Source organism: Variovorax sp. Varisp46, from assembly GCF_059491885.1.
Window position 1 is genome coordinate 5,209,346 of record NZ_CP168515.1, and the last position, 23,744, is coordinate 5,233,089.

At 67.1% G+C, this 23,744-nt stretch carries 27 protein-coding genes; 16 read left to right on the forward strand and 11 right to left on the reverse strand.

All coding sequences use genetic code 11. From position 1 onward, the window contains the following. Window positions 1–25: 25 nt before the first annotated feature. Complete coding sequence (locus ACEN9N_RS24695) at window positions 26–886, reverse strand: alpha/beta hydrolase (RefSeq protein ID WP_495654742.1); 861 nt, start codon at window positions 884–886, stop codon at window positions 26–28. Between the two features lie 138 nt (window positions 887–1,024). Between ACEN9N_RS24695 and ACEN9N_RS24700 the strand changes: the two genes are divergently transcribed. After that, window positions 1,025–1,714 carry a response regulator transcription factor gene (locus tag ACEN9N_RS24700; RefSeq protein ID WP_007833605.1) on the forward strand — a complete coding sequence of 230 codons (690 nt, stop codon included), beginning with the start codon at window positions 1,025–1,027 and terminating at the stop codon, window positions 1,712–1,714. Window positions 1,715–1,721: 7 nt separating this feature from the next. Further along, window positions 1,722–3,116 carry a sensor histidine kinase gene (locus tag ACEN9N_RS24705; protein WP_007833603.1) on the forward strand — a complete coding sequence of 465 codons (1,395 nt, stop codon included), beginning with the start codon at window positions 1,722–1,724 and terminating at the stop codon, window positions 3,114–3,116. A gap of 12 nt (window positions 3,117–3,128) precedes the next feature. Here ACEN9N_RS24705 and gloA2 read toward each other — a convergent pair whose 3' ends face one another. From gloA2 to gstA, 6 genes are all read right to left on the reverse strand, one after another. Continuing rightward, entirely contained in the window at window positions 3,129–3,878 is a 750-nt protein-coding gene (gloA2, locus tag ACEN9N_RS24710; RefSeq protein WP_495654743.1) for an SMU1112c/YaeR family gloxylase I-like metalloprotein, read from the reverse strand. 84 nt (window positions 3,879–3,962) lie between these two features. Further along, on the reverse strand, window positions 3,963–4,448 hold the full coding sequence (locus tag ACEN9N_RS24715) for a RidA family protein (protein WP_007833599.1): 486 nt from the start codon (window positions 4,446–4,448) through the stop codon (window positions 3,963–3,965). Between the two features lie 80 nt (window positions 4,449–4,528). After that, window positions 4,529–5,632 carry an alkene reductase gene (locus ACEN9N_RS24720; protein WP_413334909.1) on the reverse strand — a complete coding sequence of 368 codons (1,104 nt, stop codon included), beginning with the start codon at window positions 5,630–5,632 and terminating at the stop codon, window positions 4,529–4,531. A gap of 85 nt (window positions 5,633–5,717) precedes the next feature. After that, window positions 5,718–7,532: an acyclic terpene utilization AtuA family protein gene (locus ACEN9N_RS24725; RefSeq protein WP_495654744.1), complete on the reverse strand. Its 1,815-nt coding sequence runs from the start codon at window positions 7,530–7,532 to the stop codon at window positions 5,718–5,720. Further along, window positions 7,529–8,308: an enoyl-CoA hydratase/isomerase family protein gene (locus ACEN9N_RS24730; protein ID WP_413313620.1), complete on the reverse strand. Its 780-nt coding sequence runs from the start codon at window positions 8,306–8,308 to the stop codon at window positions 7,529–7,531. The genes ACEN9N_RS24725 and ACEN9N_RS24730 overlap by 4 nt, the downstream gene beginning before the upstream one ends. Window positions 8,309–8,462: 154 nt before the next feature. Continuing rightward, window positions 8,463–9,071 carry a glutathione transferase GstA gene (gstA, locus tag ACEN9N_RS24735; protein WP_056600082.1) on the reverse strand — a complete coding sequence of 203 codons (609 nt, stop codon included), beginning with the start codon at window positions 9,069–9,071 and terminating at the stop codon, window positions 8,463–8,465. 181 nt (window positions 9,072–9,252) lie between these two features. Between gstA and ACEN9N_RS24740 the strand changes: the two genes are divergently transcribed. The 8 genes from ACEN9N_RS24740 (at window position 9,253) to ACEN9N_RS24775 (ending at window position 16,467) form a co-directional block, all read left to right on the forward strand. Further along, window positions 9,253–9,438 (forward strand): DUF1328 family protein, encoded by a 186-nt coding sequence (locus ACEN9N_RS24740; protein WP_413313618.1) that lies wholly within the window; start codon window positions 9,253–9,255, stop codon window positions 9,436–9,438. Window positions 9,439–9,613: 175 nt separating this feature from the next. Further along, the gene (gene mnmG, locus ACEN9N_RS24745) at window positions 9,614–11,575 is read left to right on the forward strand and encodes a tRNA uridine-5-carboxymethylaminomethyl(34) synthesis enzyme MnmG (protein WP_495654745.1); all 1,962 of its coding nucleotides are present in this window, start codon (window positions 9,614–9,616) and stop codon (window positions 11,573–11,575) included. After that, a complete protein-coding gene (rsmG, locus tag ACEN9N_RS24750; RefSeq protein ID WP_495654746.1) occupies window positions 11,572–12,225 on the forward strand; it encodes a 16S rRNA (guanine(527)-N(7))-methyltransferase RsmG in 654 nt (217 codons plus the stop codon). Before mnmG ends, rsmG begins: the two co-directional genes overlap by 4 nt. Window positions 12,226–12,351: 126 nt before the next feature. After that, entirely contained in the window at window positions 12,352–12,966 is a 615-nt protein-coding gene (locus tag ACEN9N_RS24755) for a LysE family transporter (protein ID WP_413313616.1), read from the forward strand. 21 nt (window positions 12,967–12,987) lie between these two features. After that, on the forward strand, window positions 12,988–13,908 hold the full coding sequence (locus ACEN9N_RS24760) for a ParA family protein (RefSeq protein ID WP_007833577.1): 921 nt from the start codon (window positions 12,988–12,990) through the stop codon (window positions 13,906–13,908). A 42-nt stretch (window positions 13,909–13,950) separates the two neighbouring features. Continuing rightward, window positions 13,951–14,496: an RBBP9/YdeN family alpha/beta hydrolase gene (locus ACEN9N_RS24765; protein WP_495654747.1), complete on the forward strand. Its 546-nt coding sequence runs from the start codon at window positions 13,951–13,953 to the stop codon at window positions 14,494–14,496. Beyond that, window positions 14,496–15,458, forward strand: a complete 963-nt coding sequence (locus ACEN9N_RS24770; protein ID WP_413313614.1) for a ParB/RepB/Spo0J family partition protein — start codon at window positions 14,496–14,498, stop codon at window positions 15,456–15,458. The genes ACEN9N_RS24765 and ACEN9N_RS24770 overlap by 1 nt, the downstream gene beginning before the upstream one ends. A gap of 115 nt (window positions 15,459–15,573) precedes the next feature. Next, complete coding sequence (locus ACEN9N_RS24775; protein ID WP_495654748.1) at window positions 15,574–16,467, forward strand: CsgG/HfaB family protein; 894 nt, start codon at window positions 15,574–15,576, stop codon at window positions 16,465–16,467. Between the two features lie 87 nt (window positions 16,468–16,554). On the opposite strand, the gene ACEN9N_RS24780 is transcribed toward ACEN9N_RS24775, so the two are convergent. After that, window positions 16,555–17,979 (reverse strand): FAD-binding oxidoreductase, encoded by a 1,425-nt coding sequence (locus ACEN9N_RS24780; protein ID WP_413316185.1) that lies wholly within the window; start codon window positions 17,977–17,979, stop codon window positions 16,555–16,557. Between the two features lie 74 nt (window positions 17,980–18,053). On the opposite strand from ACEN9N_RS24780, the gene ACEN9N_RS24785 reads away from it, so the two are divergent. From ACEN9N_RS24785 to ACEN9N_RS24800, 4 genes are all read left to right on the forward strand, one after another. After that, window positions 18,054–18,554, forward strand: a complete 501-nt coding sequence (locus tag ACEN9N_RS24785; RefSeq protein ID WP_413316184.1) for a DinB family protein — start codon at window positions 18,054–18,056, stop codon at window positions 18,552–18,554. Window positions 18,555–18,568: 14 nt separating this feature from the next. Then, window positions 18,569–19,162, forward strand: coding sequence for a cob(I)yrinic acid a,c-diamide adenosyltransferase (locus ACEN9N_RS24790; RefSeq protein WP_413316183.1), 594 nt, complete (start codon window positions 18,569–18,571; stop codon window positions 19,160–19,162). Beyond that, a complete protein-coding gene (locus ACEN9N_RS24795; RefSeq protein ID WP_007838735.1) occupies window positions 19,159–19,518 on the forward strand; it encodes a hypothetical protein in 360 nt (119 codons plus the stop codon). The genes ACEN9N_RS24790 and ACEN9N_RS24795 overlap by 4 nt, the downstream gene beginning before the upstream one ends. A gap of 109 nt (window positions 19,519–19,627) precedes the next feature. Continuing rightward, window positions 19,628–20,143 (forward strand): class IV adenylate cyclase, encoded by a 516-nt coding sequence (locus tag ACEN9N_RS24800; protein WP_495654749.1) that lies wholly within the window; start codon window positions 19,628–19,630, stop codon window positions 20,141–20,143. Here ACEN9N_RS24800 and ACEN9N_RS24805 read toward each other — a convergent pair whose 3' ends face one another. Next, window positions 20,144–20,782 carry a GDSL-type esterase/lipase family protein gene (locus ACEN9N_RS24805; protein ID WP_495654750.1) on the reverse strand — a complete coding sequence of 213 codons (639 nt, stop codon included), beginning with the start codon at window positions 20,780–20,782 and terminating at the stop codon, window positions 20,144–20,146. It lies immediately after the preceding gene. Window positions 20,783–21,006: 224 nt separating this feature from the next. On the opposite strand from ACEN9N_RS24805, the gene ACEN9N_RS24810 reads away from it, so the two are divergent. Further along, window positions 21,007–21,444, forward strand: coding sequence for an RcnB family protein (locus ACEN9N_RS24810; RefSeq protein WP_413316181.1), 438 nt, complete (start codon window positions 21,007–21,009; stop codon window positions 21,442–21,444). Window positions 21,445–21,504: 60 nt separating this feature from the next. Here ACEN9N_RS24810 and ACEN9N_RS24815 read toward each other — a convergent pair whose 3' ends face one another. Together ACEN9N_RS24815 and ACEN9N_RS24820 are read right to left on the reverse strand one after the other, a co-directional pair. Further along, a complete protein-coding gene (locus ACEN9N_RS24815; RefSeq protein ID WP_007836814.1) occupies window positions 21,505–21,765 on the reverse strand; it encodes a hypothetical protein in 261 nt (86 codons plus the stop codon). 127 nt (window positions 21,766–21,892) lie between these two features. Then, window positions 21,893–22,837: a CysB family HTH-type transcriptional regulator gene (locus tag ACEN9N_RS24820; RefSeq protein ID WP_007836816.1), complete on the reverse strand. Its 945-nt coding sequence runs from the start codon at window positions 22,835–22,837 to the stop codon at window positions 21,893–21,895. Between the two features lie 169 nt (window positions 22,838–23,006). Here ACEN9N_RS24820 and ACEN9N_RS24825 point away from each other — a divergent pair, with 169 nt between their 5' ends. Further along, window positions 23,007–23,609, forward strand: a complete 603-nt coding sequence (locus ACEN9N_RS24825; RefSeq protein ID WP_007836818.1) for a TetR/AcrR family transcriptional regulator — start codon at window positions 23,007–23,009, stop codon at window positions 23,607–23,609. Window positions 23,610–23,744: the final 135 nt, after the last annotated feature.

A 23,744-nucleotide genomic window follows, 5' to 3' on the forward strand; every position in this document is an offset into this window, starting at 1 on the left:
TTCCTTTCAGGCGTGTCGAACGAGGTCAGGCGTACAGCGGATGCTCTGGCGTCGTGCCATGCGCCACGGCATCGGCGAACGATACCGTTTCGCGTACCACCTGCTGGCGGTCGTTGTCTATCGTGATCATGTGGTAGCTGTTGGCGACCACGACGGTGCGGAAGTCGCGGCAGCGCAGGCCGCGCGCGAGGATGTCGAGGTTGGCCACGCTGGCCACCTCGTCCTGCTGGGCATGCAGCGCGAGCACGTTGCCGCATTGCACGCCGTTGAGGTTGCGCCGCACGTGGCGTATGAGCCGGTCGTGCTCGCGCAGATGTCCCACGCCGATGACGGAACTTCCGGCGCGCGAAACCTTGCGATGGCGCAGCTCGCGCTCGATCCAGGCGCGCACGCGCTCGTTCTTCACGCCGTAGGGCGGGCGCTCGCGGTATTGCCAGAACCGGCCGAGCGGCGTGTAGAAGGCCAGCGGCAGCAGGAATTGCGTGCGCGGGATGGCCCAGCCGTCGAAGCGCAGCGTGGTCGACATGAGCACCAGCGCATCGACGTCGCTGCCGCAGCGGATGGCCGCGCCGAGCGCGAGCGAGGCGCCGGCGGAAATGCCGACCAGCATCACGCGGTCGTGCTGCGTGCGCAGCGCCTTCACATGGGCCTGGATGGCGTCGAGCCAGCGTTCGTACGGCGCGGCGCGCTGCAGCGGCGCAGCGGCATCGAACGAATAACCCTCGATCGACAGCGGGTGCACCGGGTAGCCGCGGTTGCGCAGTGCGGACTGCACGGTCAGCAGCTCGTCAGGCGTGCTGCATAAACCATGCAGCAGGACCACGGCGGTGCGCTGCACTTGCGGAGGCACAAGGCTCAACAGATCGGAGGGTTCACGCGCACTCATCGTGTGGTGCCAGCCATGAAAATGGCCCGTGTTTCATCGTGCTGTCGTATGCTCATGCGGCGTTTATCGCTTGGAGCGACTGACCGGCCGCTGACCCGTCGTTCGCAAGGCAGATTACCCCCCAACCATTCAAACACCATGCGAATTCTGCTTGTCGAAGACGACGCCGTTTTGCGCGACGTGATGGTGCGCAGCCTCGCGGATGCCGGCCATCGCGTCGACGTTTCGACCAACGTCGAGGACGCCGACCACCTGTGGCGTGTGCAGCCCTTCGATGCCGTGCTGCTCGACCTCAACCTGCCGGCCACCGCAAGCCCGACCAGCGGCCTCGCGAGCGGCCTCAACGCGCTGCGGCAGGCGCGCGCGCGGGGCGACCGCACGCCGGTGCTGGTGCTCACGGCGCGCGGGCGTACCGAAGAACGCATCGCGGGCCTCGACGCGGGTGCCGACGACTACCTCGGCAAGCCCTTCGACCTGGCCGAGGTCGAAGCGCGCCTGCGTGCGCTGGTGCGCCGCGCGAAGGGTACCGAAGACCTCGTGCTGCTGGGCCAGCTGAAGCTCGACCGCAAGGCGCGCCGCTTCTCGACCGCGAGCGGTCCGCTCGACCTGCCGGCACGCGAGTTCGAGGTGCTGTGGGAACTCATGAGTCCGCCGGGCCGCACCGTGAGCAAGCGGGCGCTGTCCGACAAGCTCTCGAGCTTCGACGAATCGCTGGGCGACAACGCGCTCGAGGCCTTCATCTCGCGCCTGCGCAAGAAGCTGCAGGGCTCGGGCGCGAGCATCCGCACGCTGCGCGGCATCGGCTACCTGCTCGAAGCCGAGGTGTGATCCGAGCGTGACCGAGCAGACGACAGAACCGCAGCCCGCGGCCGTTCGTGCGCCATCGCTCACGCGGCGCGTGCTGCGTAACGTGCTGGTGCCGCTGGCGCTCACGTGGATGGTCGGTGCGGTCATCGCGCTGGTCATCGCCAACTATTTTTCCGAGCAGGCCTTCGACCGCGGCATGCTCGACGACGCCTATGCGCTGTCGGCCAACGTGCAGGCGGGCGAACGCGGCATCGAGCTGCTGCTGACGCCGCGCGAGGTGGCCACCGTGCTCTTCGACCAGGTCGACAAGGTGTATTTCGCGGTCCAGCGGCTCGACGGCACGCTGATCTCCGGGCAGCCGGGCCTGCAGGCGCCGTTGCCGGCGGACGGGGCGCGCTACCGCTTCGCCGACATCGACTACGAGGGCAGCGTGCTGCGCGCCGTGGTGCTCGAGCACGACGCCGAGCCCGACATCAGCATGCCGTACCGCGTGGTGATCGCGCAGACCACGCTGAGCCGGACTGCACTGGTGCGGCAGTTGCTTGGCTACGCGCTGGCGCCGCAGATCGTGCTGCTCATCCTGCTGGCCATCTGGCTCTGGTACGGCATCCGCAGCGACCTGCGGCCGCTCGGCGACCTGCAGCGCGCGCTCGACCGGCGCGACGTGCGCGACCTGTCGCCGGTGGCGGTGGCGCAGACCTCGCGCGAGATCCAGCGCCTGGGCAACGCGGTCAATTCGCTGTTCGAGCGGCTCGGCCACAGCGTGCAGGCGCAGCGCGAGTTCGTGGGCAACGTGGCGCACGAACTGCGCACGCCGCTGGCGGGCATCCGCGCGCTGGCCGAGTACGGGCTGGCGCAGCACGACACCAATGTGTGGCGCGAGCAGCTGGAGCGCGTCTCGGAACGGCAGGCGCGCGCCAGCCACCTGATCGACCAGCTGCTGGCGCTGGCGCTGGCCGAGGAGGCGCGTACCGAGCTCAAGCGCGTGCCGGTGCGGCTCGACGTGCTGGCCGAGCAGACGGTGCTGCGGCACCTTGCGCGCGCCGACGCGCGTGGTGTCGACCTGGGCGCGCGGGGCCTCGACGACGGCGTGGTCGTGCAAGCCAACGAGGCGCTGGTCGAAGGCATCCTCGACAACCTGATCGACAACGCGCTGCGCTATGGCGGGCGCACCATCACGGTCGAGCTCGCGGGCCACACGCTGAGTGTGATCGACGACGGGCCGGGCATTCCGCTGGAGGCGCAGCGCGACCTGATGCAGCGCTGGGCGCAGGGTCCGGCCGGCGAGAAGCTGGGGCAGGGCTCGGGACTGGGGCTGTCGATCGTGGCGCGCTATGCCGAGCTGCTGGGCGCCGAGCTGAGGCTCGAAGCGGCGGAGCCCACTGGCTTGCGCGTCAGCGTGGCATTCGGCGAAGCGGGCTGAAGCGCCGGCAAGCTAGAGCGGCGTACCCTGGTGGAACGCCATGCGCCAGCGGCCATGCCGGCGCTTCCACAGAGAGCTGCGCAGCGAGTCCGCTGCAGGTCGCTGCGCAATGGCTTGGCGGTGCGCGCGGTAGGTGACCAGTGCCACGTCGGGTGCCACGCGCAGCACGCGAAAGTCCGACATCGTGCGTGCCGAAAAGGCCTCGCCACGCAGCGCATCGATGATGGCATCCCGCGTCCAGACCGTGCCGGAGACGCCAAGTTCGTGGAAGTCGTCGTCGAGCAGTTCTTCGAGTTTCGCGGCGCTCGCGCGCACCTCGCGAAGATGCAGTGCGCCTTCGAGTTCGAACAGTAGCGCCTCGAGGTTCCCGGCCGGCGCGGCCTCGTAGAGTTCGAGCGGAAGACCGTCGGGATCGGCGAAGAAGGTGAAGCGGCGGCCCGTGTATTCGTCGATGCGCAGCGGCTCGACCGCGATGCCTTGCGATGCGAGTTCATCGGCCGCAGCCTGCAGGTCGTGCACTTCGAACGACAGGTGGCGCAGCCCTTGCGCTTCGGGCCGCGTGGGTCGCGCGGGCGCACCGGGAAAGGAAAAGAGTTCGATCTGCGAGCCGTCGGGCAGGGCGAGGTCGAGCTTGTACGAGTCGCGCGCGGCGCGATGGTTTTCGGCGACCACGCGCAGGCCGAGCACCTCGGTGTAGAAGTGCTTCGACACCACGTAGTCGGCGCAGATGATGGCGGCGTGGTGAATGCGGTCGAGTTGCATCGGAAGGATCAATTCAAAGGCTTGCGCAGGAACACGCGGGCTGTGCGGCGATCACGTCGACCAGAAAGCCTTCGTCGACGGGGCTCATGCGCCGATTTCCACCTCGCCCTCGATCTCGACCGGGATGTTGAACGGCAGCTCCGCCATGCCCACCGCACTGCGGGCATGCGCGCCGATGTCGGGGCCGAACAATTCGAGGATCAGGTCGGAGAAGCCGTTGATGACGGCGGGCTGCCTGTCGAAGCCGGGTGCGCTCGCGACCATGCCGAACACGCGCGTCCACGCGGTGATGCGGTCGAGGTCGCCGAGGGCGCGCTGCAGGCTGCCGAGCATCGCGAGTGCCGTGAGGCGCGCGGCTGCGCAGCCCTGCTCGACGTTCAGTTCGCGGCCCAGCTTGCCGAGCGGCGCGGCGATGGTGCCGTCGGCGTTGAGCGGACCGTGGCCGGAGATCAACGCGCGGCGGCCGACGACGCGCACGAACTGGAAGGGGAGGATGACGCCGGCCGGCGGGATCGCAGGCGGCGGCAGCACGAGGCCGAGCGAGGCCAGTCGTTGCGCAATGAGGGCCATGGCATTTCTCTCCTGTCGGCGGATGACGGCGGATGGATGGGTCCGCCGCATCTTGCCATGGCCCCGTACCACGGCGTGGCTCAGGCCAGTGCCGGATAGTCCGTGTAGCCCTTCGCGCCGCCGCCGTACATGGTGGCCTTGTCGAGCTCGTTGAGCGGCGCGTTTTCGCGCAGGCGGCGCACGAGGTCGGGGTTCGAGATGAAGGGCTTGCCGAAGGCCACGAGGTCATCGCCTTCCTTCAGCGCTTCCTCGGCCAGCGGTCGGTCATAGCCGTTGTTGACCATCCACGCGCCCTTGCCGCCGGCTTGGCGGTACGCGGCCTTGAGGGCCTCGTAGTCGAAGGGGCGGTCTTCGATTTCGCGCGGGCCGCCGGTGGCGCCTTCGATGATGTGGATGTAGGCCAGGTCGAGCGTGGCGAGCTGCTTCACCACGTAGGTGAACAGCGGCTGCGGGTTGCTGTCGTGCGCGTCGTTGGCAGGCGTCACGGGCGACAGGCGGATGCCGGTCTTGCCGCCGCCGACGGCGTCGACCACGGCGCGCGCGGATTCGAGCAGCAGGCGGGCGCGGTTCTCGATGCTGCCGCCGTAGTCGTCGGTGCGCTTGTTGCTGCCGTCCTTCAGGAACTGGTCGAGCAGGTAGCCGTTGGCACCGTGAAGTTCCACGCCGTCGAAGCCGGCGGTCTCGACCGCGCTGCGTGCAGCCACCGCATAGGCGTGCACGATGCCGGGCAGCTCGCCCGCATCCAGCGCGCGCGGTTCGGAGGTCTCGACGAAGGTCGGCACGCCGTCCTTGATGAGCACGGTCTTGGTCCTGGCGGTGATGGCCGAGGGGGCGACGGGCTTGCCGCCACCGGGTTGCAGTTCGCTGTGCGAGACGCGGCCCACGTGCCACAGCTGCACCACGATCTTGCCGCCCTTGGCGTGCACGGCGTCGGTCACGCGCTTCCAGCCGTCGAGCTGTTCCGTGCCGTAGAGGCCGGGCACGTCGGCGTAGCCCTGGCCCTGGTGGCTGATGGCGGTGGCTTCGGTGATGAGCAGGCCGGCGCTGGCGCGCTGGGCGTAGTAGGTGGCGGCGAGGTCGGGCGGGATCGCATTCGGCGAGCGGTTGCGCGTGAGCGGCGCCATGACGATGCGGTTGGCGAGCTTCAGGTCGCCGGCCTGGATGGGGTCGAAGAGGTTGGACATCGTGCGATCAATGGCAGAGTTGGAACAGGCGCAAGGCTAAGCGCCCGGCCTCAACCCTGCTGTCGCACGGTTGTCCCGAATGGTGCTAGAGAAGCAGCGCCAGCAGTGCCGGGCTCACGCGCAGCGGCATGGCGAGCAGGATCTGACCCATGCCCTTGCCGAGCGGGTCGTTGCGCAGCGAGGCCATGCCGCCGCCGCCCAGCGCCTGCTCGCAGACGAAGTTGAAGGCATCGATGCCCGGCACCTCGTAGCGCGTGACGCGGCCCTTGACAAGGTGTGCGAGCCATTCGGCCACGCGCGCCTCGGTGAGCTGTTCGCGCAGCAGCGGCAGCAGGGCGGGGTGGCGTGCGATGACGCCGACGTTCGAGGTGTCGCCCTTGTCGCCGCTGCGCGCCCATGCGAGGCGCAGCAGCGTCACTTCGACGGCGTCCGCGGGCACAGGTGCTTCATGCGTTTCCGTGGCTCTGGCAGGCTGTGAAACGGACCCGGCGTGCGGCGCAGGCGCTGTGGCGCGGGGCACGTCGATGCACACGCCGTCGATGCCGACGCGAGCCTCGACCTGCGACTTGTCGAGCAGGAATGCGTACTGCCGGATCGATGGGGAGACCGAGGCGCGCCCGCCGCCCGCGCCGGTGGTGCCGGGCGCCCACGAGGTGCCGGCCGGCGCGACCTCGCGCGCGAACAGTTCCAGGGCTTCCTTGCGCGAATGCGTCACCGCGAGCCGCAGCACAGCTTCGCGCGTCTGCAGGGCCCGCGCATGCGGGCCGTAGCATGACTCCGCGCCGAGTACTTCGAGCAGTGCGCCGCTGTAGGGGCCGAATCCCTGCTGCGAGAACAGCGCACCCGTGCGCGCGAGGATCGCCTCGCCCGTGCGCCTGGCCTTGGCCACCGCATCGAAGCCGACGATGGTGAGCTGCGCCGCGGCTTTGAAGCCGTCGACATAAGTGGCGCAGACCTTGTAGCTCGCGGTCGGCGCACGCCCGCGCGCGCCGTGCACGCGCACGCGGTGTTCGCCGGCCTGCTCGATGCGCACCTGCGTGAAGTCGGCCACCACGTCGGGCAGCAGGTAAGCCGCGGGATCGCCGATCTCGTAGAGCATCTGCTCACCCACCACCGCGGGCGTGAGCTTGCCGCCGGTGTCAGCGGGCTTGGTGACGACGAAGCTGCCGTCGGCGCTGCATTCGACGATGGGGTAGCCGATATTGGGCCAATCGGGCACGGTGTCCCAGTCGGTGTGCAGGCCGCCGGTGGCCTGGCAGCCGCATTCGATGATGTGGCCCGCGAGGCTGCCGGCCGCGAGCAGGTCGAAGTCGCCCGGCTGCCAATCGAATTCGTGCATGAGCACGCCGAGCGTGACGGCCGAGTCGACGCAACGCCCGGTGATGACGACCTGCGCGCCCGCATCGAGCGCGGCCTGGATCGGCCGTGCGCCCAGATAGGCGTTGGCAGTGAGCACGCGTTCGGGCAAGGCGGCGCCGCTCTGCAGCTCGCGCACGGGCGGCTGCGACTGGCGCAGCTGCGGCAGCAGCGGGGACACGTCGTCGCCGCTCACCACAGCGATCTTCAGCGCGATGCCCTGTTCGGCGGCCAGCGCCGCGAGCGCATCGGCGCAGCCTTGCGGGTTCACGCCGCCGGCGTTGCTCACCACGCGGATGCCTTGTTTCACGACGTCCTTCAGCACGGCCTTCATCGCGACGGAGACGAAGTCGGTGGCATAGCCCAGCTCGGGCTTCTTGAGCCGCGCGCCCGCGAGGATCGACATGGTGAGTTCGGCAAGGTAGTCGAACACGAGGTAGTCGACCTGCCCGCTGCCCACGAGCTGCGGCGCGCCCACGCTGCTGTCGCCCCAGAAGCCGGAGGCGCCGCCGATGCGGACGGTGCGTTCGTTGCCGCTGTTCATCGGCCGCTCCATTGCGGCTTGCGTTTCTCGCGGAAGGCGAGTTGCCCCTCGGCCGCATCTTCGGTGAGTGCGAACAGGCCGATCTGGCTTTCGGTGAAGGCCATCGATTCCTCGAAGGCCATCGCCTCGATCTTCTTCATCGTGTAGAGGCCGCGCCGGATGGCGGCGGGCGACTTGTCGAGCATGCGGCCGAGCAGCCAGTCGACGCTTTCGTCGACGTCGTCGCTCACGCGGTTCACGAGCCGCAGTTCGAGCGCCTGCGCGGCGGTGATGGGTTCGCCGGTGATGCACATCTCGGCCAGCACCCGGCGCGGCAGCAGGCCGCCGAGCACGCTGAGCACCTGCGCAGGAAAGAGGCCGACCTTCACCTCGGGCAGGCCGAACACGGCCTGGCTGCTGGCCACCGCCATGTCGCACATCGCCATGATCCCCATGCCGCCCGCCATGCAGGCGCCGTTGACGCGGGCTATCAGCGGCACGGTCGACTGGCGTGCCTGGCGGAACAGGTTGGCGATGTTCTGGTAAGGCGCGGCATAGTCGAACTTGAAGGAAGTGCCGCTGTGCAGGTCGGCGCCTGCGCAGAAGGCGCGCGTGCCGGCGCCGGTGATGACCACGGCGCGCACGGCGTTGTCGCTGTTGGCGCGGGCAAGAGCGTCCGACAGCCGCGCGACCACCGCGCCGTTGATCGCATTTCGGCGCTCTTCCCGGTCGATGGTGAGCCACATGACGGGCCCTCGCATCTCTTCGCGCAGTTCGGGAGGGGTCTTCTCGGGCATGGTGGAGATTCCTTCTTCGGTCTTCTGAAGCCTTCCCGTAGCGTGCGCCATAAAAAAAGCCGCATCGTGCGGCTTGTGGCTGAAGCGATGCGGGTTTTCCCTAGGAGGGGCTTCGCTCGCTTCGCTGCTTCTGCACGCTTTCGCGTGCTTCGGCTTACTTCAGGAGGCCTTCGGCCTTCATCGCTTCCTGTACGGCGGGCCGGGCACCCACGCGTGCGTGCCAGGCCAGCAGGTTGGGAAAGTCAGAGATGTCGACGCCGGTCGGCTTGGTCCAATTGGTGACGGTGAACAGGTAGCCGTCGGCCACGCTGAAATGATCGCCCATCAGGAACTGCTTGCTGGCCAGTTCGCCGTCGAGCCACTGGAAGCGCGACTTGAGCTTGTCCTTGAAGATGCCCTTGGCTTCTTCGGGCATGCCCGGGTTGAACAGGGGGCTGAAGCCCTTGTGCACTTCGGTGCCGATGAAGGTCAGCCACTCCTGCAGGCGGTAGCGTTGCATGGTGCCGGCGGCCGGCGCGAGGTTCTTGGTGGGGGCGAGGTCGGCGATGTACTGGAGGATGGCCGGGCCTTCGCGCAGGCGGGCGCCGTCGTCGAGTTCGAGCATCGGCACGTAGCCCAGCGGATTGATGCCGTAGTAGTCGGTGCCGTCCTGCAGCTTGTGGCTCTTGGTGCTGGCCAGTACCGGCTCGAAGGCGAGGCCTGCCTCGTGCAGCGCGATGTGAGGGGAGAGCGAGCAGGCGCCTGGCGAGTAATACAGCTTCATTCGAAAAAACTCCAATGGATGACGGAGGTTGATTTTGTGGGAGACCGCAGCGGATGCTAGCGGGTTTGGCAACCTCGCGTTCTTGTCCTACGGCGGCTCGCGCGCGGTGACCATCGAGCGTATCGACCGCTCTTCTAAGCTCCGCGGCACGGTGGCATGAGGCTGCCGGAAGGAGTTTCCGATGTTGAAGTACGCGATCATTTTTGCGGGCATCTCCCTTGTGGCCGCGTTGCTGGGCTTTGGTGGCGTGGCAGCGGGTGCTGCCGGCATTGCGAAGCTGCTGTTCGGCTTGTTCCTGGTACTGGCGGTTCTGTTCATCGTGCTGGCCGCGCTTGGCATTGGCGCGGTGAAGAAGACGCTCGATTGATGCCGCCCGATTGCTATAAAGTACATAGCAATCTGTTCAATGACAACGGGCGTTGGGGCGCAACTGGGCAGGCGCCCCTAGCTTGTCCACACAGCGGGCGCAAAGGGGCCTGGACGATTAAAATTGGCGCCCCCTTTTGCGCCGCGCACGCGTCAGTTGTGCGCTCCCATTTCAAATGCTGTATCCCGAAGAATTCGACGTGATCGTCGTTGGCGGCGGCCATGCCGGCACCGAAGCCGCGCTCGCTGCCGCGCGCATGGGCGCCAAGACACTGCTGCTCTCCCACAACATCGAGACGCTGGGGCAGATGAGCTGCAACCCATCGATAGGCGGCATCGGCAAGGGCCACCTCGTGAAGGAGGTCGATGCGCTCGGCGGCGCGATGGCAATTGCGACCGACGAAGCCGGTATCCAGTTCCGTATTCTCAACTCGAGCAAGGGCCCGGCCGTGCGCGCCACCCGTGCGCAGGCCGACCGGATCCTGTACAAGGCAGCGATCCGCCACCGCCTGGAAAACCAGCCGAACCTGAGCCTGTTCCAGCAGGCAGTCGACGACCTGATGGTGGAGGGCGATCGCGTGGTCGGCGCCGTCACGCAAGTGGGCATTGCCTTTCGCGCGCGCACGGTGGTGCTGACCGCGGGCACTTTTCTCGATGGCCGTATCCACGTCGGCCTCGATAACTACCAGGCTGGCCGGGCGGGCGATCCGCCGGCGATCAGCCTGTCGGCGCGGCTCAAGGAGCTGAAGTTGCCGCAGGGCCGCCTGAAGACCGGCACGCCGCCGCGGCTCGACGGCCGCAGCATTGATTTTTCGAAGTGCACCGAACAACCGGGCGACGGCATGCCTGGTGGGGCAGGGCCGATGCCGGTGTTCAGCTTCATGGGCCGCACCGACATGCACCCGCGGCAAATGCCCTGCTGGATCACCCACACCAACGCGCGCACGCACGAGATCATCCGCTCGGGTTTCGACCGCAGCCCCATGTTCACGGGCAAGATCGACGGCGTGGGTCCGCGCTACTGTCCCAGTGTGGAAGACAAGATCAACCGCTTTGCGGACAAGGAAAGCCACCAGATCTTCCTGGAGCCCGAGGGACTGACGACCAACGAGTACTACCCGAACGGGATCTCGACCAGCCTGCCGTTCGACATCCAGTACCAGCTGGTGCGCTCGATGCCGGGCCTGGAGAACGCGCACATCCTGCGGCCTGGCTACGCCATCGAGTACGACTACTTCGATCCGCGCGAACTCAAGAGCAGCTTCGAGACCCGCTCGGTCAAGGGCCTGTTCTTTGCCGGGCAGATCAACGGTACGACCGGGTACGAAGAAGCCGCTGCCCAGGGCCTGTTCGCCGGCATCAACGCCGCGCTGCAGTGCCGTGGCGAAGACGCCTGGCTGCCGCGTCGCGACGAGGCCTACCTGGGCGTGCTGGTCGATGACCTGATCACCAAGGGTGTGACCGAGCCTTACCGCATGTTCACGAGCCGCGCCGAGTTCCGTCTGCAGCTGCGCGAGGACAACGCCGATATGCGCTTGACCGAAGCAGGGCGCAAGCTTGGCTTGGTCGACGACGCACGGTGGGACGCTTTCAGCCGCAAGCGTGATGCTGTTTCACGTGAAACAGAGCGTCTCAAGTCGATCTGGGTGAACCCGCGCAACCTGCCGGCCGCCGAGTCGGAGCGGGTGCTGGGGAAGGCCATCGACCATGAATACAACCTGGCCGACCTGCTGCGCCGGCCCGACGTGAGCTACGAAACGCTGATGTCACTGGACGGCGGCAAGTACAACGCGCAGGTGGCGCTGAGCGAAACCGAGATCGAGCAGATCGAGATTTCGGCCAAATACTCAGGCTACATCGAGCGCCAGCACGACGAGGTGGAGCGCGCGGCGCACTTCGAAAACCTCAAGCTTCCCGCCGACTTCGACTATGGCCAGGTCAAGGCGCTGAGTTTCGAGGTGCGGCAGAAGCTGGACAAGCACCGTCCCGAGACCTTGGGTTTGGCCTCACGTATCTCCGGTGTGACGCCAGCCGCCATTTCTTTGCTGATGATTCATCTGCGCAAGGGTGGCCACAGGGCCTTTGCCAGCGACACCGCCACCACGGAAGCAGCCACCGAGCCGCAGTCTGCGGAATGACGGCGCCGATCGATACGCTGCGCGCAGGCGCGGCTGCGATGGGAGTCGCCCTGTCCGACAGCCAGGGCGAGCGCCTCTTGGCTTACGGCACGCTGATGCTCAAGTGGAACAAGGTCTACAACCTCACGGCCTTGCGCGATCCGGCCAGCGTACTCACACACCACCTGCTCGACAGTCTTGCGGCCATCGCACCGCTGCAACGCGAGTGGGCAGGGAAGGGCAAGTTGCTCGATGTCGGCTCCGGCGGCGGTTTGCCCGGCGTGGTGATCGCCATCATGCGGCCCGATCTCGAGGTGAGCTGCCTCGATGCGGTCGCCAAGAAGGCGGCCTTTGTCCAGCAAGTGGCAGCCGAACTGGAACTGCCGAACCTTCGCGGACTGCATGCCCGAGTCGAATCCCTGGCTGGCAGCTACGAGGTCATCAGCTCGCGCGCCTTCGCATCGTTGTCAGACTTCTTCAACGGTTCCATGAACCTCCTCGCGCCTGGCGGCGTTTGGCTGGCCATGAAGGGCAAGGTGCCTACCGATGAACTTGCAGTCCTGCCCAAGGGCGTCAAAGTGTTTCACGTGGAACAACTGACGGTTCCGGGCCTGGATGCCGAGCGCTGCATCGTTTGGGCGCGCAAGGACCTCGCCCAAATCAGCGACTGAATACGCAAAAGAAGCGGCGGCACCGGTAAAAGCCGGTGTCGGAACAGTCTCTGCGACGGCGTGCTCGCTTAGACTCGATGCCTCCCTTCGGTCTCTCTTCCGACTCGCTTTTTCGAGGCAAAACCCATGTTCGGCATTGCTGACTACGGCGCATTCGTCGCCGCCATCGTCCTGTTTCTTCTGATTCCCGGTCCGGGCAATCTGGCGCTGATCACCTCGACCAGCAAGGGCGGCATCCGAGGCGGCCTGGCTGCGACGGCCGGCGTCATCATCGGCGACCAGTTTCTGCTGTGGGCGGCGGTGGCTGGCGTGTCGGCCGTGATGGCGGCTTACCCGGCCGCCTTCAAGGCTGTGCAGTGGCTGGGTGCTGCCTATCTGGCCTGGATGGGCATCAAGATGCTGCTGGCCAAGCCCGGTTCGGCACCCATCCTCAATATCAAGCCCAGCCATTTCATGCGCCAGGCGTTCACCATCACGCTGCTGAACCCAAAGGCGATCGTGTTCTACATGGCTTTCTTCCCGCTGTTCGTGGATCCGGCCCGGCACCAGGGCCTGATCACCTTCGGCGCAATGGCGGTGACCATCGCCGCGCTGACTTTCCTGTACGGCCTGACCTCCACGCTGCTTACGCATTTCCTGGCCGAGCGCATCCGCGCGAATCCCCGCATTTCCACTACGCTCGAAAAGCTTGCCGGCAGTTTCCTGATCGCCTTCGGCGTCAAGCTCGCAATCTCGCGCTGATCGATCGATCCCGGTACTCACATGGCCAAGATTTTCTGCATCGCCAACCAAAAGGGCGGCGTCGGCAAGACCACTACCACCGTCAATCTGGCCGCCGGCCTCGCCAAAGTCGGCCAGCGCGTGCTGATGATCGACCTCGATCCGCAGGGCAATGCCACCATGGGTTCGGGCATCGACAAGCGCCAGCTGGAGCTGACGGTGTACGACGTGCTGCTCGAATCGGCCTCGGTGTCCGAGGCCCGCGTCAAGGCGGACAAGCTGGTGGAGGGTGGTTGCGGCTACGACGTGCTGGGCGCCAACCGCGAACTGGCCGGCGCGGAAGTCGAGATGGTGGCACTCGATCGCCGAGAGAAGCGCCTGCGCACCGCGCTGGCCGCCGTCGGTGCCGAGTACGACTTCGTGCTGATCGACTGCCCGCCGAGCCTGAGCCTGTTGACGCTGAACGGCCTGTGCGCCGCCCACGGCGTGATCGTGCCGATGCAGTGCGAATACTTCGCGCTCGAAGGGCTGACCGACCTGGTCAACACCATCAAGCAGGTGCACGCCAACCTCAACAAGAACCTGCAGATCATCGGCTTGCTGCGCGTGATGTTCGATCCGCGCATCACGCTGCAGCAGCAAGTGAGCGAGCAGCTCAAGTCCCACTTCGGCGACAAGGTGTTCGACACGGTGATTCCGCGCAATGTGCGGCTGGCCGAGGCACCAAGCTACGGACTGCCGGGCGTGGTGTTCGATCCAGCCGCCCGCGGCAGCCAGGCCTTCATTGCCTTTGCCCAGGAGCTGATCGACAAGATGCCACCCGCAAGCGCTTTTGCCTCGGGCGCGGTGGCGCCGCCGATCGCACCGGTCACGCGCATTGCGCCGGACCTGCCCATTCCCGACGACGTGATGGCGCCTGCTGTCGCGCCTGCATCCGATTCCACCAGTGAAAACAACGCCTGACGCATGCCACCGGCTGGCAATGCGCTATCGAGTTAGTAGCAAATGACAGATCCTCGCATCCTGCTGCTGCCAGGTTGGCAGAACAGCGGCCCCGGCCATTGGCAAACCCTGTGGGAGTCGGTTTACGGTGATCGCCGTGTCGAGCAGCACGATTGGATGCGACCGCTGCGCGGCGACTGGTCTGCGCGGCTCGAAGAAGAGGTGCTGGCCTCGCCCGGCCCGGTGGTTCTTGCGGCACACAGCCTCGGCTGCATCCTCGTCGCGGCCTGGGCCGCGCATTCGCGCAACACGCACAAGGTGCGCGGTGCGCTGCTGGTGGCACCTGGCGATGTGGAGCGCGACGACCTGCGCCAGCTGATTCCAGGCTGGGCACCGATCGTGCGCAAGCCGCTGCCGTTTCCGGCGGTGATGATCGCCGCCAACGACGACCCGTACTGCGAAGCCCCGCGCTCGCAGCAGCTCGCCAGGGATTGGGGGGCGCGCTTCATCGATGCCGGCCCGGGCGGCCACCTGAATGCTGAATCCGGCCTCGGCGACTGGCCTGAAGGACGGAAGCTCCTGAACGAAATCTCGAAAGAAAAGAACTGATGGCGACCAAGAAACCCAAGGGCCTGGGCCGCGGCCTCGAGGCGCTGCTCGGCCCGACGGCCGCGCCTTCCGTCGACAACGGATTGAACGGCAACGTGGGCCCGGAAGAGGGCGGCGCGCCAAGGAACCCGAACACGCTGATGCTCGAGCAGATGGTTGCTGGCGTCTACCAGCCGCGCACGCGCATGGACGAAGGCGCGCTCTACGAGCTGGCAGAGAGCATCAAGGTGCAGGGCATCATGCAGCCGATCCTGGTGCGCCGGCTCGATGCCGAATCGGCTGCCACCAAGAACGCGGAATACGAAATCATCGCGGGCGAGCGCCGTTTTCGCGCCGCCAGGCTCGCGGGCCTCGACAGCGTGCCGGTGCTGGTGCGCGACGTGCCCAACGAGGCCGCGGCGGCGATGTCGCTGATCGAGAACATCCAGCGCGAAGACCTCAACCCGCTCGAAGAAGCCCAAGGTCTGCAACGCCTTGTGAGCGAGTTTGGGCTCACTCACGAGCAAGCGGCGCAGGCTGTGGGCCGCTCGCGCAGCGCGGCCAGCAACCTGCTGCGCCTGCTGAACCTGGCCGAACCCGCACAGCAGATGCTGATGGCTGGCGACATCGACATGGGCCACGCCCGCGCGCTGCTGTCGCTCGATCGCGGCACGCAGATCACGGCGGCCAACCAGATCGCCGCCAAGAAGATGTCGGTGCGCGAGGCCGAGTCGCTGGTGAAGAAGCTCGCGGCCGAGTTCACGCTCACGCCATCGCGGCGCAGCAACGACGGCGAGAAGTCGCGCGACCTGCAGCGCGTGGAAGAAGAACTGGCCGACCTGCTCACCGCCGAGGTCGAGGTGCGCATCAAGAAGCGCAGCAAGCGCGGCGGCCGGGTCGAGGAAAGCGGCGAGCTCGCCATCCACTTCGGCTCCATCGAGGCCCTCAACGGATTGATCGAGCGCATCCGCCGAACGGCCTAGTGTTGTGAACCGAGGGGCTGGCGTTCGTTTGATTGATTCCTGCAATCCTTTGCGCGTATCCTCGACCGCTGTTTTTCCAACCCCAGATTTCTTGAATAAACGGAGGGAGTCCACCATGCTGTTCACCAAGTTCCCGCTCGCGGCCATCACCGTCGGCGCACTTCTCCTCACCGGTTGCGCGGCGACCGACATGCAGATGGGCAGCCAGTCGGCCAAGACCATGGCCACCGGCAGCGCCGCAGGCAGCGCCACCGCCGGCGAAAGCAGCCAGCTCGAGCGCTGCGAATCGCCGCTCGGCACGGTGTCACTGATCGAGAACGTGAATGCAGGCTGGTACACCATCCTTACCGGCGAATACCGCCTGCCGCCCACGGCCAACCTGCTGCGCCTGCTGGTGCAGCAATCGAACTGCTTCATCGTGGTCGAGCGCGGCGCGGCTGGCATGAACGCGATGACGCGCGAGCGCGCGCTGATGCAATCGGGTGAAATGCGCGGCGGCAGCAACTTCGGTCGTGGGCAAATGGTGGCCTCCGACTACGGCCTGTCGCCCGAGATCGTGTTCAGCAACAGCGACGCGGGCGGCATCGGCGGGGCGCTGGGCGGGCTGGTGGGTGGCGGCCGTGGCCGCGCACTGGCGGCCATCGGCGGCAACATGCAGACCAAGGAAGCCAGCGCCCTGCTGACACTGATCGACAACCGCTCGGGCGTGCAGGTCGCGGCCTCCGAAGGCAGCGCCTCCAAGACCGATTTCGGCGCCTTCGGCGCGCTGGCCGGCCGCAGCGCGGGCGGCGGCCTCGGCGGCTATACCAACACCGCGCAGGGCAAGGTGATTGCCGCGGCCTTCATGGACGCCTTCAACCAGATGGTGCGTTCGCTGCGCAACTACAAGGCGCAGACGGTGCGCGGCCAAGGGCTCGGCGGCGGCGGCCGGTTGGGCGTGGATGGCGGTGCGGCGCCGTCGCAGACCTATGTGCCGGCGGAGCAGGCACCGGCACGCCGCCGCAAGTAAGCGCGCTCGCCGGTCGCATCGTCGACAAAAAAAGCCCGGGGCTCTCGCGAGCCGCCGGGCTTTTTCACGGGGCGTCGCCCGAACGGATCAGAGGCTGAAGATCTTCCCGGGGTTCATGATGTTCTTCGGGTCGAGCGCGCGCTTGATCGTGCGCATCATGTCGATCGCGCCGACGCCCGCCTCGGTCACCAGGAAGTCCATCTTGTGCAGCCCCACGCCATGCTCGCCGGTGCAAGTGCCTTCGAGCGCCAGCGCGCGGCTCACCAGCGCATGGTTCAGCGCCTCGGCCTTCACGCGCTCTTCGGGAATGTTCGGGTCGAGCAGGTAGCCGAAGTGGAAGTTGCCGTCGCCCACGTGGCCGACGAGGAAGTAGGGGATGCCGCTCGCATCGGCTTCGGCCACCGAATCGAGCAGGCAATCGGCCAGGCGCGAGATCGGCACGCAGGTGTCGGTCGAAATCACGCGGCAGCCCGGGCGCGACTGCACGGCTGCGAAGTAGCTGTTGTGCCGCGCCGTCCACAGCCGCGTGCGTTCTTCCGGCGTGCTGGCCCATTCGAAGGCGTTGCCGCCATGCCCGCTGGCCAGTTCCTGCACCGTCTCGGCCTGCTCCTTCACGCCGGCCGGCGAGCCGTGGAATTCCATCAGCAGCATCGGCTCTTCGCGCAGGTTCAGCTTGGCGTAGGCGTTCACCATGCGCACCGTGTTCACGTCGATCAGTTCCACGCGCGCGATCGGCACGCCGAGCTGGATGGTCTCGATGGTCGTGCGCACGGCCGCCTCGATGCTCGGGAACGAGCAGATTGCCGCCGACACCGCCTCGGGCAGCGGGTAGATGCGCAGCGTGATCTCGGTGACCACGCCCAGCGTGCCTTCGCTGCCCACCATGAGGCGCGTGAGGTCATAGCCGGCCGAAGACTTCTTCGCGCGCGTGCCGGTGCGGATGACGTCGCCCGCGGCCGTCACCACTTCGAGCGCCAGCACGTTCTCGCGCATCGTGCCGTAGCGCACCGCGTTCGTGCCGCTGGCGCGCGTGGCCGTCATGCCGCCGATGGACGCGTCGGCCCCCGGGTCGATGGGGAAGAACAGGCCCGTGCTCTTGATCTCTTCATTGAGCTGCTTGCGCGTGACGCCGGGCTGCACCGTCACCGTGAGGTCGTCGGCGTTGACCGACAGCACACGGTTCATGCGCGACACGTCGATGCTGATGCCGCCCTGCACCGCCAGCAGGTGGCCTTCGAGCGAGGAGCCCACGCCGAAGGGGATGACCGGCACGCTGTGCTCGCTGGCCAGCTTCACCGTGTCGGCCACGTCCTGCGTGTTCTCTGCGAACACCACGGCGGCTGGCGGCGGCGCATCGAAGGAAGATTCGTCGCGCCCGTGCTGCGTGCGCACCGCCATGGCCGTGGAACAGTTGGCGCCGAAGCGCGCCTTCAGTCCGTCGATCAGGGCCGCAGGCACGTCGCGCAGATGAAGCTCCGGCATCAGGTGCGAGGTGGAGGTCGGGGCGTTCATCGTGTGTCTCCTGGCAGCGTGAGGGTGATCGGCCATTCTACGGAGCGCGCACCATAATGCGCTTCGGAAAAAACATGAACCCCACGACCCTCAGCGCTCTCGCCGCCTTCCCGTCGCAGTTGGAAGCCCACTACGCGGCCATTCCCACGGCCTTCCGGCATTGGGCGCCGCCCTCGTGGGAGGGTGTGCCCAGCGAGGCCTTCACCGCCATCGAGCAGCTCTGCCACGTGCGCGACATCGAGATCGAGGGCTACCACGTGCGCTTTCGCCGCACGCTGCAGGAGACGCATCCGACGCTGGCGTCGATCGACAGCGAGCCGCTGGCCATCGCGCGTGCATACGGCACGGCCGACGCGGCGAAGGTGCTGGCCGACTTCCGCATGGCGCGCGTGCAGACGATGGAAATCATCTCCAGCCTGAGCGACGCACAGCTCACGCGCACGGCCGTGTTCGAAGGCTACGGCCCGCTCACGATGCGCAGCCTCATCCACTACCTCTGCAGCCATGACCAGCAGCATCTTGCCGGCCTGCAATGGCTCGCGGGCAAGATAGACGCTTCGACCGTCGAGCTGTAAAAACAGGAGCCACCATGGGCAACCGACTTTCCCAGATCGCCACCCGCACCGGCGACGACGGCACCACCGGCCTCGGCGACAACACGCGCGTGCCGAAAGACCACCTGCGCGTGCACGCGATGGGCGACGTGGACGAACTCAACTCGCAGATCGGCCTGCTGCTGTGCGAGCCCATGCCGGAGCCCGTGCGCGAGCTGCTGGTCGACGTGCAGCACCAGCTCTTCAATCTCGGCGGCGAGTTGTCGATGCCGGGTTTCACGCTGCTGAAGGCCGATGCGCTGCTGCAGATCGACAACGCGCTGGCCGAGCACAACGCCGCGCTGCCGCGCCTTGCCGAATTCATCCTGCCCGCGGGCACGCGCGCAGCCTCGCTCGCGCATGTGTGCCGCACGGTGGCGCGGCGGGCCGAGCGTGCGGTGGTCGCGCTCGGCGCGGCGGCCGAACTCAACGACGCACTGCGCCAATATCTCAACCGGCTCAGCGACCTGCTCTTCGTGCTCGCGCGCGTGCTCAACCGGATGGACGGCGGCGACGACGTGTATTGGAAGAGCGAACGCATGGCACGCGCGGCCGCAGCGGAAGCAGACGACACCAAGGAGACTCCATGAAACTCTCGAACATCTTTCGCACATCGCTCGTCGCGGCGATGGCCGCCGCACTGTGGCTGCCGGTGGGCGCGCAAGCCCAGAGCGCAGACAACCCGCCGCAGGCCCGACGCGCTCACACCATCAAGTCACCCTCGCGCAGCGGCAAGGTCGTGGGCAGCGTGCAGCGCGGCACCGACGCCGCGGGCCGCAGCGTCAACCGCGCGGATGCGGCCACGCGGCGCGGCGTCAACAACGTGTCGGAGAAAGCCAGCCGGCCGGTGCGCAACGTGGGTGAGGCCTTCGGCCGCAAGCTCTCGCCGGGCTCGAGCGGTCGCGCGGCGCCGCCGTCCGTGGGGCCGCAGGGCAACGCGCCTTGACCGCCAATCCAGGAACACCGTGGAACCGGCTTTGCCGGGCCACTGGTGTTGCGCCGGAAGAGGGTGGCGAAGCGACACGAAGTGCGCGAAGCCTGGGGGAGAGCCTGATATGGCAAGAAACATCGAAATCAAGGCCCGCATCGACAGCGTGGAACGCGTGGCGCGCATCGCCGAGACGCTGGCCGACCACGGCCCCGTCGAGATCGCGCAGGACGACACTTTCTTCCGCTGCGCCGACAGCGCTGACCGCCTCAAGCTGCGCACCTTCGCGCCTGGCCGTGCCGAGCTGATCTTCTATCGCCGCGCCAACAGCAGCGGCCCGAAGGAATCGTTCTACCTGATCACGCCGTGCGCCACGCCAGACGTGCTGCGCGAATCGCTCGCGCTCGCGTGGGGGCAGGCGGGCCGCGTGCGCAAGCAGCGCCGGCTGTTCATGGTCGGCCGCACGCGCGTGCACCTCGACCGCGTGGAAGGCCTCGGTGAATTCCTCGAGCTCGAGGTGGTGCTGGAAGAAGGCGAATCGTCCGAGGCCGGCATCGCAGAAGCGCATGCGCTCATGGCGCAGCTGGGCGTGGGCGCCGACCAGCTGGTGCGGGGTGCCTACGTCGACTTGCTGAATGCCTGATCAGCGCCAGCCCGCGGCCTTGAGCTGGTCCGCCAGCAGCTGCGCGACCTTTTCATAGCCTCGTGCATTGGCATGGATGCGATCGGAGCGCAGCGACGCATCCGACAGCACGCTCGAATACACGTTCGCCACGAGCAGCGCCTGCCCCGACTTCGCGATCTCTTCGTAGAACGGCGCATCGCTGAGCGAGCCGATCGCCGCGCGCATGGCGTCGGGCGCCGGCGTGGCCAGCAGCGCGACGTATGGCGTGTGCGCCCGCGCTTCACTGACCAGGGCCGCGATGTTGTCGCGCGTGGCCGCGGCCGACATGCCGCGCAACATGTCGTTGCCGCCGATGCCGATCAGGATCGCGTCATAGCTGCCCGCGCCCAGCAGCCCTGGCAGGCGTTGTAGCGCGCCATCCGAGGTGTCGCCGTTGATGCCTGCGTTCTCGACCTGCCAGCCCGTGAGCTCGCCCAGCTTCACGGGCCACGCCGCATTGGGCGGCGCGCCGTAGCCGTAGGTCAGGCTGTCACCCAAGGCCAGCACGCGGGCATCGGATTTCAGTGCGGCGGCCGAGCCCCTGCGCTTGCCGCAGGCCACCAGAGCGGCCATGGCAGGTGCGCTGGCCAGCAGGTGCAGGAGGTGTCTTCGCTTCATGTGGCGCGCAGCTTAAACGCAGCTCGCAGGCGCTTGTCCCTTGCCAGTGAATGGAGGAGGGCAGCGGCACTCGTGCGAGAGGCTCGACGCGCCTCCTTGAAGGACAAGGCGCCGCGCGGATACCGGCGCTTACCGGACTTCACCTGTCCGCGACCCGAAGCGTCCGTAGCGGACACATGCGCGGCCCACAATGAATTCGTCATCAACGCATGAAGGATTTCCAGATGATCACCAATTCAAAGAGCATGGCCGTCGTCGCTGCAGCGCTCGCGATGTGCATGGCGGCGGGGAGCGCCTTTGCGCAGGACCGTCACGGCGATGGCCGTCCGGGCGACGGCCGCTACGAACAGCGGGATCAGCGGGATCAGCGCGACCGCAACTTCGACCGGCACGGTCCGCAAGGCGGCTACTACCGCGGCAACCAGGACTTCCGCGACGGCCGCCAGTTCGATCGACGTGGCTTCCCGCAGCCGCACGCCGAATGGCGCCGTGGCGGCCGCGTGCCGGCCGAGTACCGTGGCCGCAACTACGTGGTGCAGGACTGGCGCGCCTACCGCCTGCAGCAGCCGCCGCGGGGCTACCAGTGGGTGGGGGTAGGCGGTGACTTCGTGCTCGCGGCGATTGCCACCGGAGTGATCGCGAACATCATCGCAGGCCAGTAAACAAACGTCGTTCTTCGCAACGGACGAGCGCCGCAGGCCGCGAGGCCTGCGGCGTTTTTTTCAGACCAGCGCAGTGGGCACCGACTGGGCGCAGACGTTGCGCCCGGTGATGGTCAGTCGAAGGCCGCCACCATGCCATTCGAGCCAGTTGAGGCTCACGTACGCGTCGATGTCAGCATCGTCGATGCGGTCTGCCTGGCGGCTTTGCAGCAATTCGACCGTTGCAGGCAATGCCCGTCTCAACCGCTCGCGCCGTTCGGCTGCATCGGCCGCCTTGAGGGCGGCCCTTGTTTGCTGTTGCTGCTGCGAGGTCGATGCCATTGCTGATCCGTTTCCAGGAAGCCAGGGAATTAATCAGAATGTACGCTCCCTGTGTGAAGCTGCATGCTTCTTTTTAAACCCCCCTGCCGCCTGCAGTACACACCGCGCAACAGCCGCTGGACAAGGCCTAGATTTCGTAGTGCGAGGCCCCGGCATCGTCGCCCAATGCCTTCTCCACCACGGCGCGCGTCAGCGTCGGTGCGAACGACTCGATGAAGGCGTGGACGTACTTGCGCAGGTAGGTGCCGCGCCGCACCGCGAGCTTGGTGAGGTTGATGCCGAACAGCCGCCCTGCATCGAGTGCGCGCAGCTGCGTGTCGCGCTCGGCCTCGTAGGCCACGCCGGCCACGATGCCTACGCCAAGGCCCAGCTGCACGTAGGTCTTGATCACGTCGGCGTCCATCGCGGCAAGCACGATGTTGGGCTGCAGCCCGCGCTGCCCGAAGGCCTCGTCGATGCGCGAGCGGCCCGTGAAGCCCGTGTCGTAGGTGATCAGCGGATAGCGCGTGAGCGCGTCGAGCGTCAGTGGCGCGTCGAGCAGCGGATGCCCCGGCGGCACGACCACGGAATGCGTCCAGCGGTAGCAGGGCAGGGCAACAAGCTGCGGGTAGTCGCCCAGCGCTTCCGTGGCAATGCCCACGTCGGCCTCGCCGTCGAGCAGCATCTGCGCGATCTGCTTGGGCGAGCCCTGGTGCAGGTGCAGTTTCACGTTCGGAAACTGCATGCGGAATTCCTGCACCGCCACCGGCATCGCATAGCGCGCCTGCGAGTGCGTGGCCGCCACCGAGAGCAGGCCGCTCTGCTGCGCGACGAACTCCTGGCCCGCGTGCTTGAGGTTGCTGCTCTCCATCAGCATGCGCTCGATGATCGGCAGCACGTGCCCGCCCGGCTCGGTGAGCCCCGTGAGCCGCTTGCCCGCGCGCACGAAGAGTTCGATGCCGAGCTCCTCCTCGAGCTCGCGGATCTGCCGGCTCACGCCGGGCTGCGAAGTGTGAAGGGTATGGGCGACTTCGGTCAGGTTGAAGCCGCAACGAACGGCCTCGCGTACCGAGCGCAGTTGCTGGAAGTTCATCTGGCGCGAGAAGAGTCATGGAGCCCCGGCTGGGGCCGACCGCGGATTCTCGGCACAAGGGCTCGTTCGGGGAACGATGCGTTTGTTGGTTTCACATGAGCAAAACATCTTTAAGGCACTCCAGCAGGGCTCGTTTGCAATTTCGCACGAGTGTGCTAAAGTTTGTGGCATGGACGCCAAGACCCAGAAGAGCGAACTCACCCGCGCCGCCATCGTCGGCGCGGCGATGAACCTTGCGCTGGCCGAAGGCCTGGAGGCGATCACGCTGCAGGCCGTCGCGAGCCGGCTGGGCCTTTCCAAGAGCGGCGTGTTCTCCCGCGTGGGTTCGCGCGAGGCGCTGCAGAAGGCCGTCATCGAGGAGTACGGCCGCGGCTTCCTGGCCGAGGTGTTCGTGCCCGCCATGCAGAAGCCGAAGGGCCTGGCGCGGCTCAACGAGATCGTCGCGCGCTGGATCGCCCGCACGCGCGACGTCGAGATGCACACCGGATGCCTCTACATGGCCGGTGCCTTCGAGTTCGATGACCGCGAGGGCGAGCTGCGCGACATGCTGTTCGACGAAATCACGCGCTGGCGCGCCGCGCTGCGCCGCACCGTGCTGCAGGCCATCGAGACCGGCGAACTCAAGGCCGACACCGACCCCGCGCAGCTCGTGAGCGAGCTCAACGGCGTGACCATGACCCAGCTGCACGACGCGCGCTTCCTGCGCGATCCACAGGCCGCCGAGCGCGCCGTGCAGACCTGGCAGCGGCTTCTTTCCAGTTATCTCGCCTGAGCCGGCCACGAAGCAGGCGGTCCTCGACGTTTCCATTTGCCAGAATTTCGCACGGCTGTGCGATAAAAAGGAGAAGCACCATGCTGATCATCGCCCTCTTTCTCGCCGCCTATGCGGCCGTCCTCGGCGCGAAGG

Excerpts from the sequence above, each read along its gene's own strand:
- ACEN9N_RS24695 (WP_495654742.1), bottom strand. The coding sequence starts at position 886 with ATGAGTGCGCGTGAACCCTCCGATCTGTTGAGCCTTGTGCCTCCGCAA.
- ACEN9N_RS24700 (WP_007833605.1), top strand. The coding sequence starts at position 1,025 with ATGCGAATTCTGCTTGTCGAAGACGACGCCGTTTTGCGCGACGTGATG.
- gloA2 (WP_495654743.1), bottom strand. The coding sequence starts at position 3,878 with ATGCAACTCGACCGCATTCACCACGCCGCCATCATCTGCGCCGACTAC.
- ACEN9N_RS24715 (WP_007833599.1), bottom strand. The coding sequence starts at position 4,448 with ATGGCCCTCATTGCGCAACGACTGGCCTCGCTCGGCCTCGTGCTGCCG.
- ACEN9N_RS24720 (WP_413334909.1), bottom strand. The coding sequence starts at position 5,632 with ATGTCCAACCTCTTCGACCCCATCCAGGCCGGCGACCTGAAGCTCGCC.
- ACEN9N_RS24725 (WP_495654744.1), bottom strand. The coding sequence starts at position 7,532 with ATGAACAGCGGCAACGAACGCACCGTCCGCATCGGCGGCGCCTCCGGC.
- ACEN9N_RS24730 (WP_413313620.1), bottom strand. The coding sequence starts at position 8,308 with ATGCCCGAGAAGACCCCTCCCGAACTGCGCGAAGAGATGCGAGGGCCC.
- gstA (WP_056600082.1), bottom strand. The coding sequence starts at position 9,071 with ATGAAGCTGTATTACTCGCCAGGCGCCTGCTCGCTCTCCCCTCACATC.
- ACEN9N_RS24740 (WP_413313618.1), top strand. The coding sequence starts at position 9,253 with ATGTTGAAGTACGCGATCATTTTTGCGGGCATCTCCCTTGTGGCCGCG.
- mnmG (WP_495654745.1), top strand. The coding sequence starts at position 9,614 with ATGCTGTATCCCGAAGAATTCGACGTGATCGTCGTTGGCGGCGGCCAT.
- rsmG (WP_495654746.1), top strand. The coding sequence starts at position 11,572 with ATGACGGCGCCGATCGATACGCTGCGCGCAGGCGCGGCTGCGATGGGA.
- ACEN9N_RS24755 (WP_413313616.1), top strand. The coding sequence starts at position 12,352 with ATGTTCGGCATTGCTGACTACGGCGCATTCGTCGCCGCCATCGTCCTG.
- ACEN9N_RS24760 (WP_007833577.1), top strand. The coding sequence starts at position 12,988 with ATGGCCAAGATTTTCTGCATCGCCAACCAAAAGGGCGGCGTCGGCAAG.
- ACEN9N_RS24765 (WP_495654747.1), top strand. The coding sequence starts at position 13,951 with ATGACAGATCCTCGCATCCTGCTGCTGCCAGGTTGGCAGAACAGCGGC.
- ACEN9N_RS24770 (WP_413313614.1), top strand. The coding sequence starts at position 14,496 with ATGGCGACCAAGAAACCCAAGGGCCTGGGCCGCGGCCTCGAGGCGCTG.
- ACEN9N_RS24775 (WP_495654748.1), top strand. The coding sequence starts at position 15,574 with ATGCTGTTCACCAAGTTCCCGCTCGCGGCCATCACCGTCGGCGCACTT.
- ACEN9N_RS24780 (WP_413316185.1), bottom strand. The coding sequence starts at position 17,979 with ATGAACGCCCCGACCTCCACCTCGCACCTGATGCCGGAGCTTCATCTG.
- ACEN9N_RS24785 (WP_413316184.1), top strand. The coding sequence starts at position 18,054 with ATGAACCCCACGACCCTCAGCGCTCTCGCCGCCTTCCCGTCGCAGTTG.
- ACEN9N_RS24790 (WP_413316183.1), top strand. The coding sequence starts at position 18,569 with ATGGGCAACCGACTTTCCCAGATCGCCACCCGCACCGGCGACGACGGC.
- ACEN9N_RS24795 (WP_007838735.1), top strand. The coding sequence starts at position 19,159 with ATGAAACTCTCGAACATCTTTCGCACATCGCTCGTCGCGGCGATGGCC.
- ACEN9N_RS24800 (WP_495654749.1), top strand. The coding sequence starts at position 19,628 with ATGGCAAGAAACATCGAAATCAAGGCCCGCATCGACAGCGTGGAACGC.
- ACEN9N_RS24805 (WP_495654750.1), bottom strand. The coding sequence starts at position 20,782 with ATGAAGCGAAGACACCTCCTGCACCTGCTGGCCAGCGCACCTGCCATG.
- ACEN9N_RS24810 (WP_413316181.1), top strand. The coding sequence starts at position 21,007 with ATGATCACCAATTCAAAGAGCATGGCCGTCGTCGCTGCAGCGCTCGCG.
- ACEN9N_RS24815 (WP_007836814.1), bottom strand. The coding sequence starts at position 21,765 with ATGGCATCGACCTCGCAGCAGCAACAGCAAACAAGGGCCGCCCTCAAG.
- ACEN9N_RS24820 (WP_007836816.1), bottom strand. The coding sequence starts at position 22,837 with ATGAACTTCCAGCAACTGCGCTCGGTACGCGAGGCCGTTCGTTGCGGC.
- ACEN9N_RS24825 (WP_007836818.1), top strand. The coding sequence starts at position 23,007 with ATGGACGCCAAGACCCAGAAGAGCGAACTCACCCGCGCCGCCATCGTC.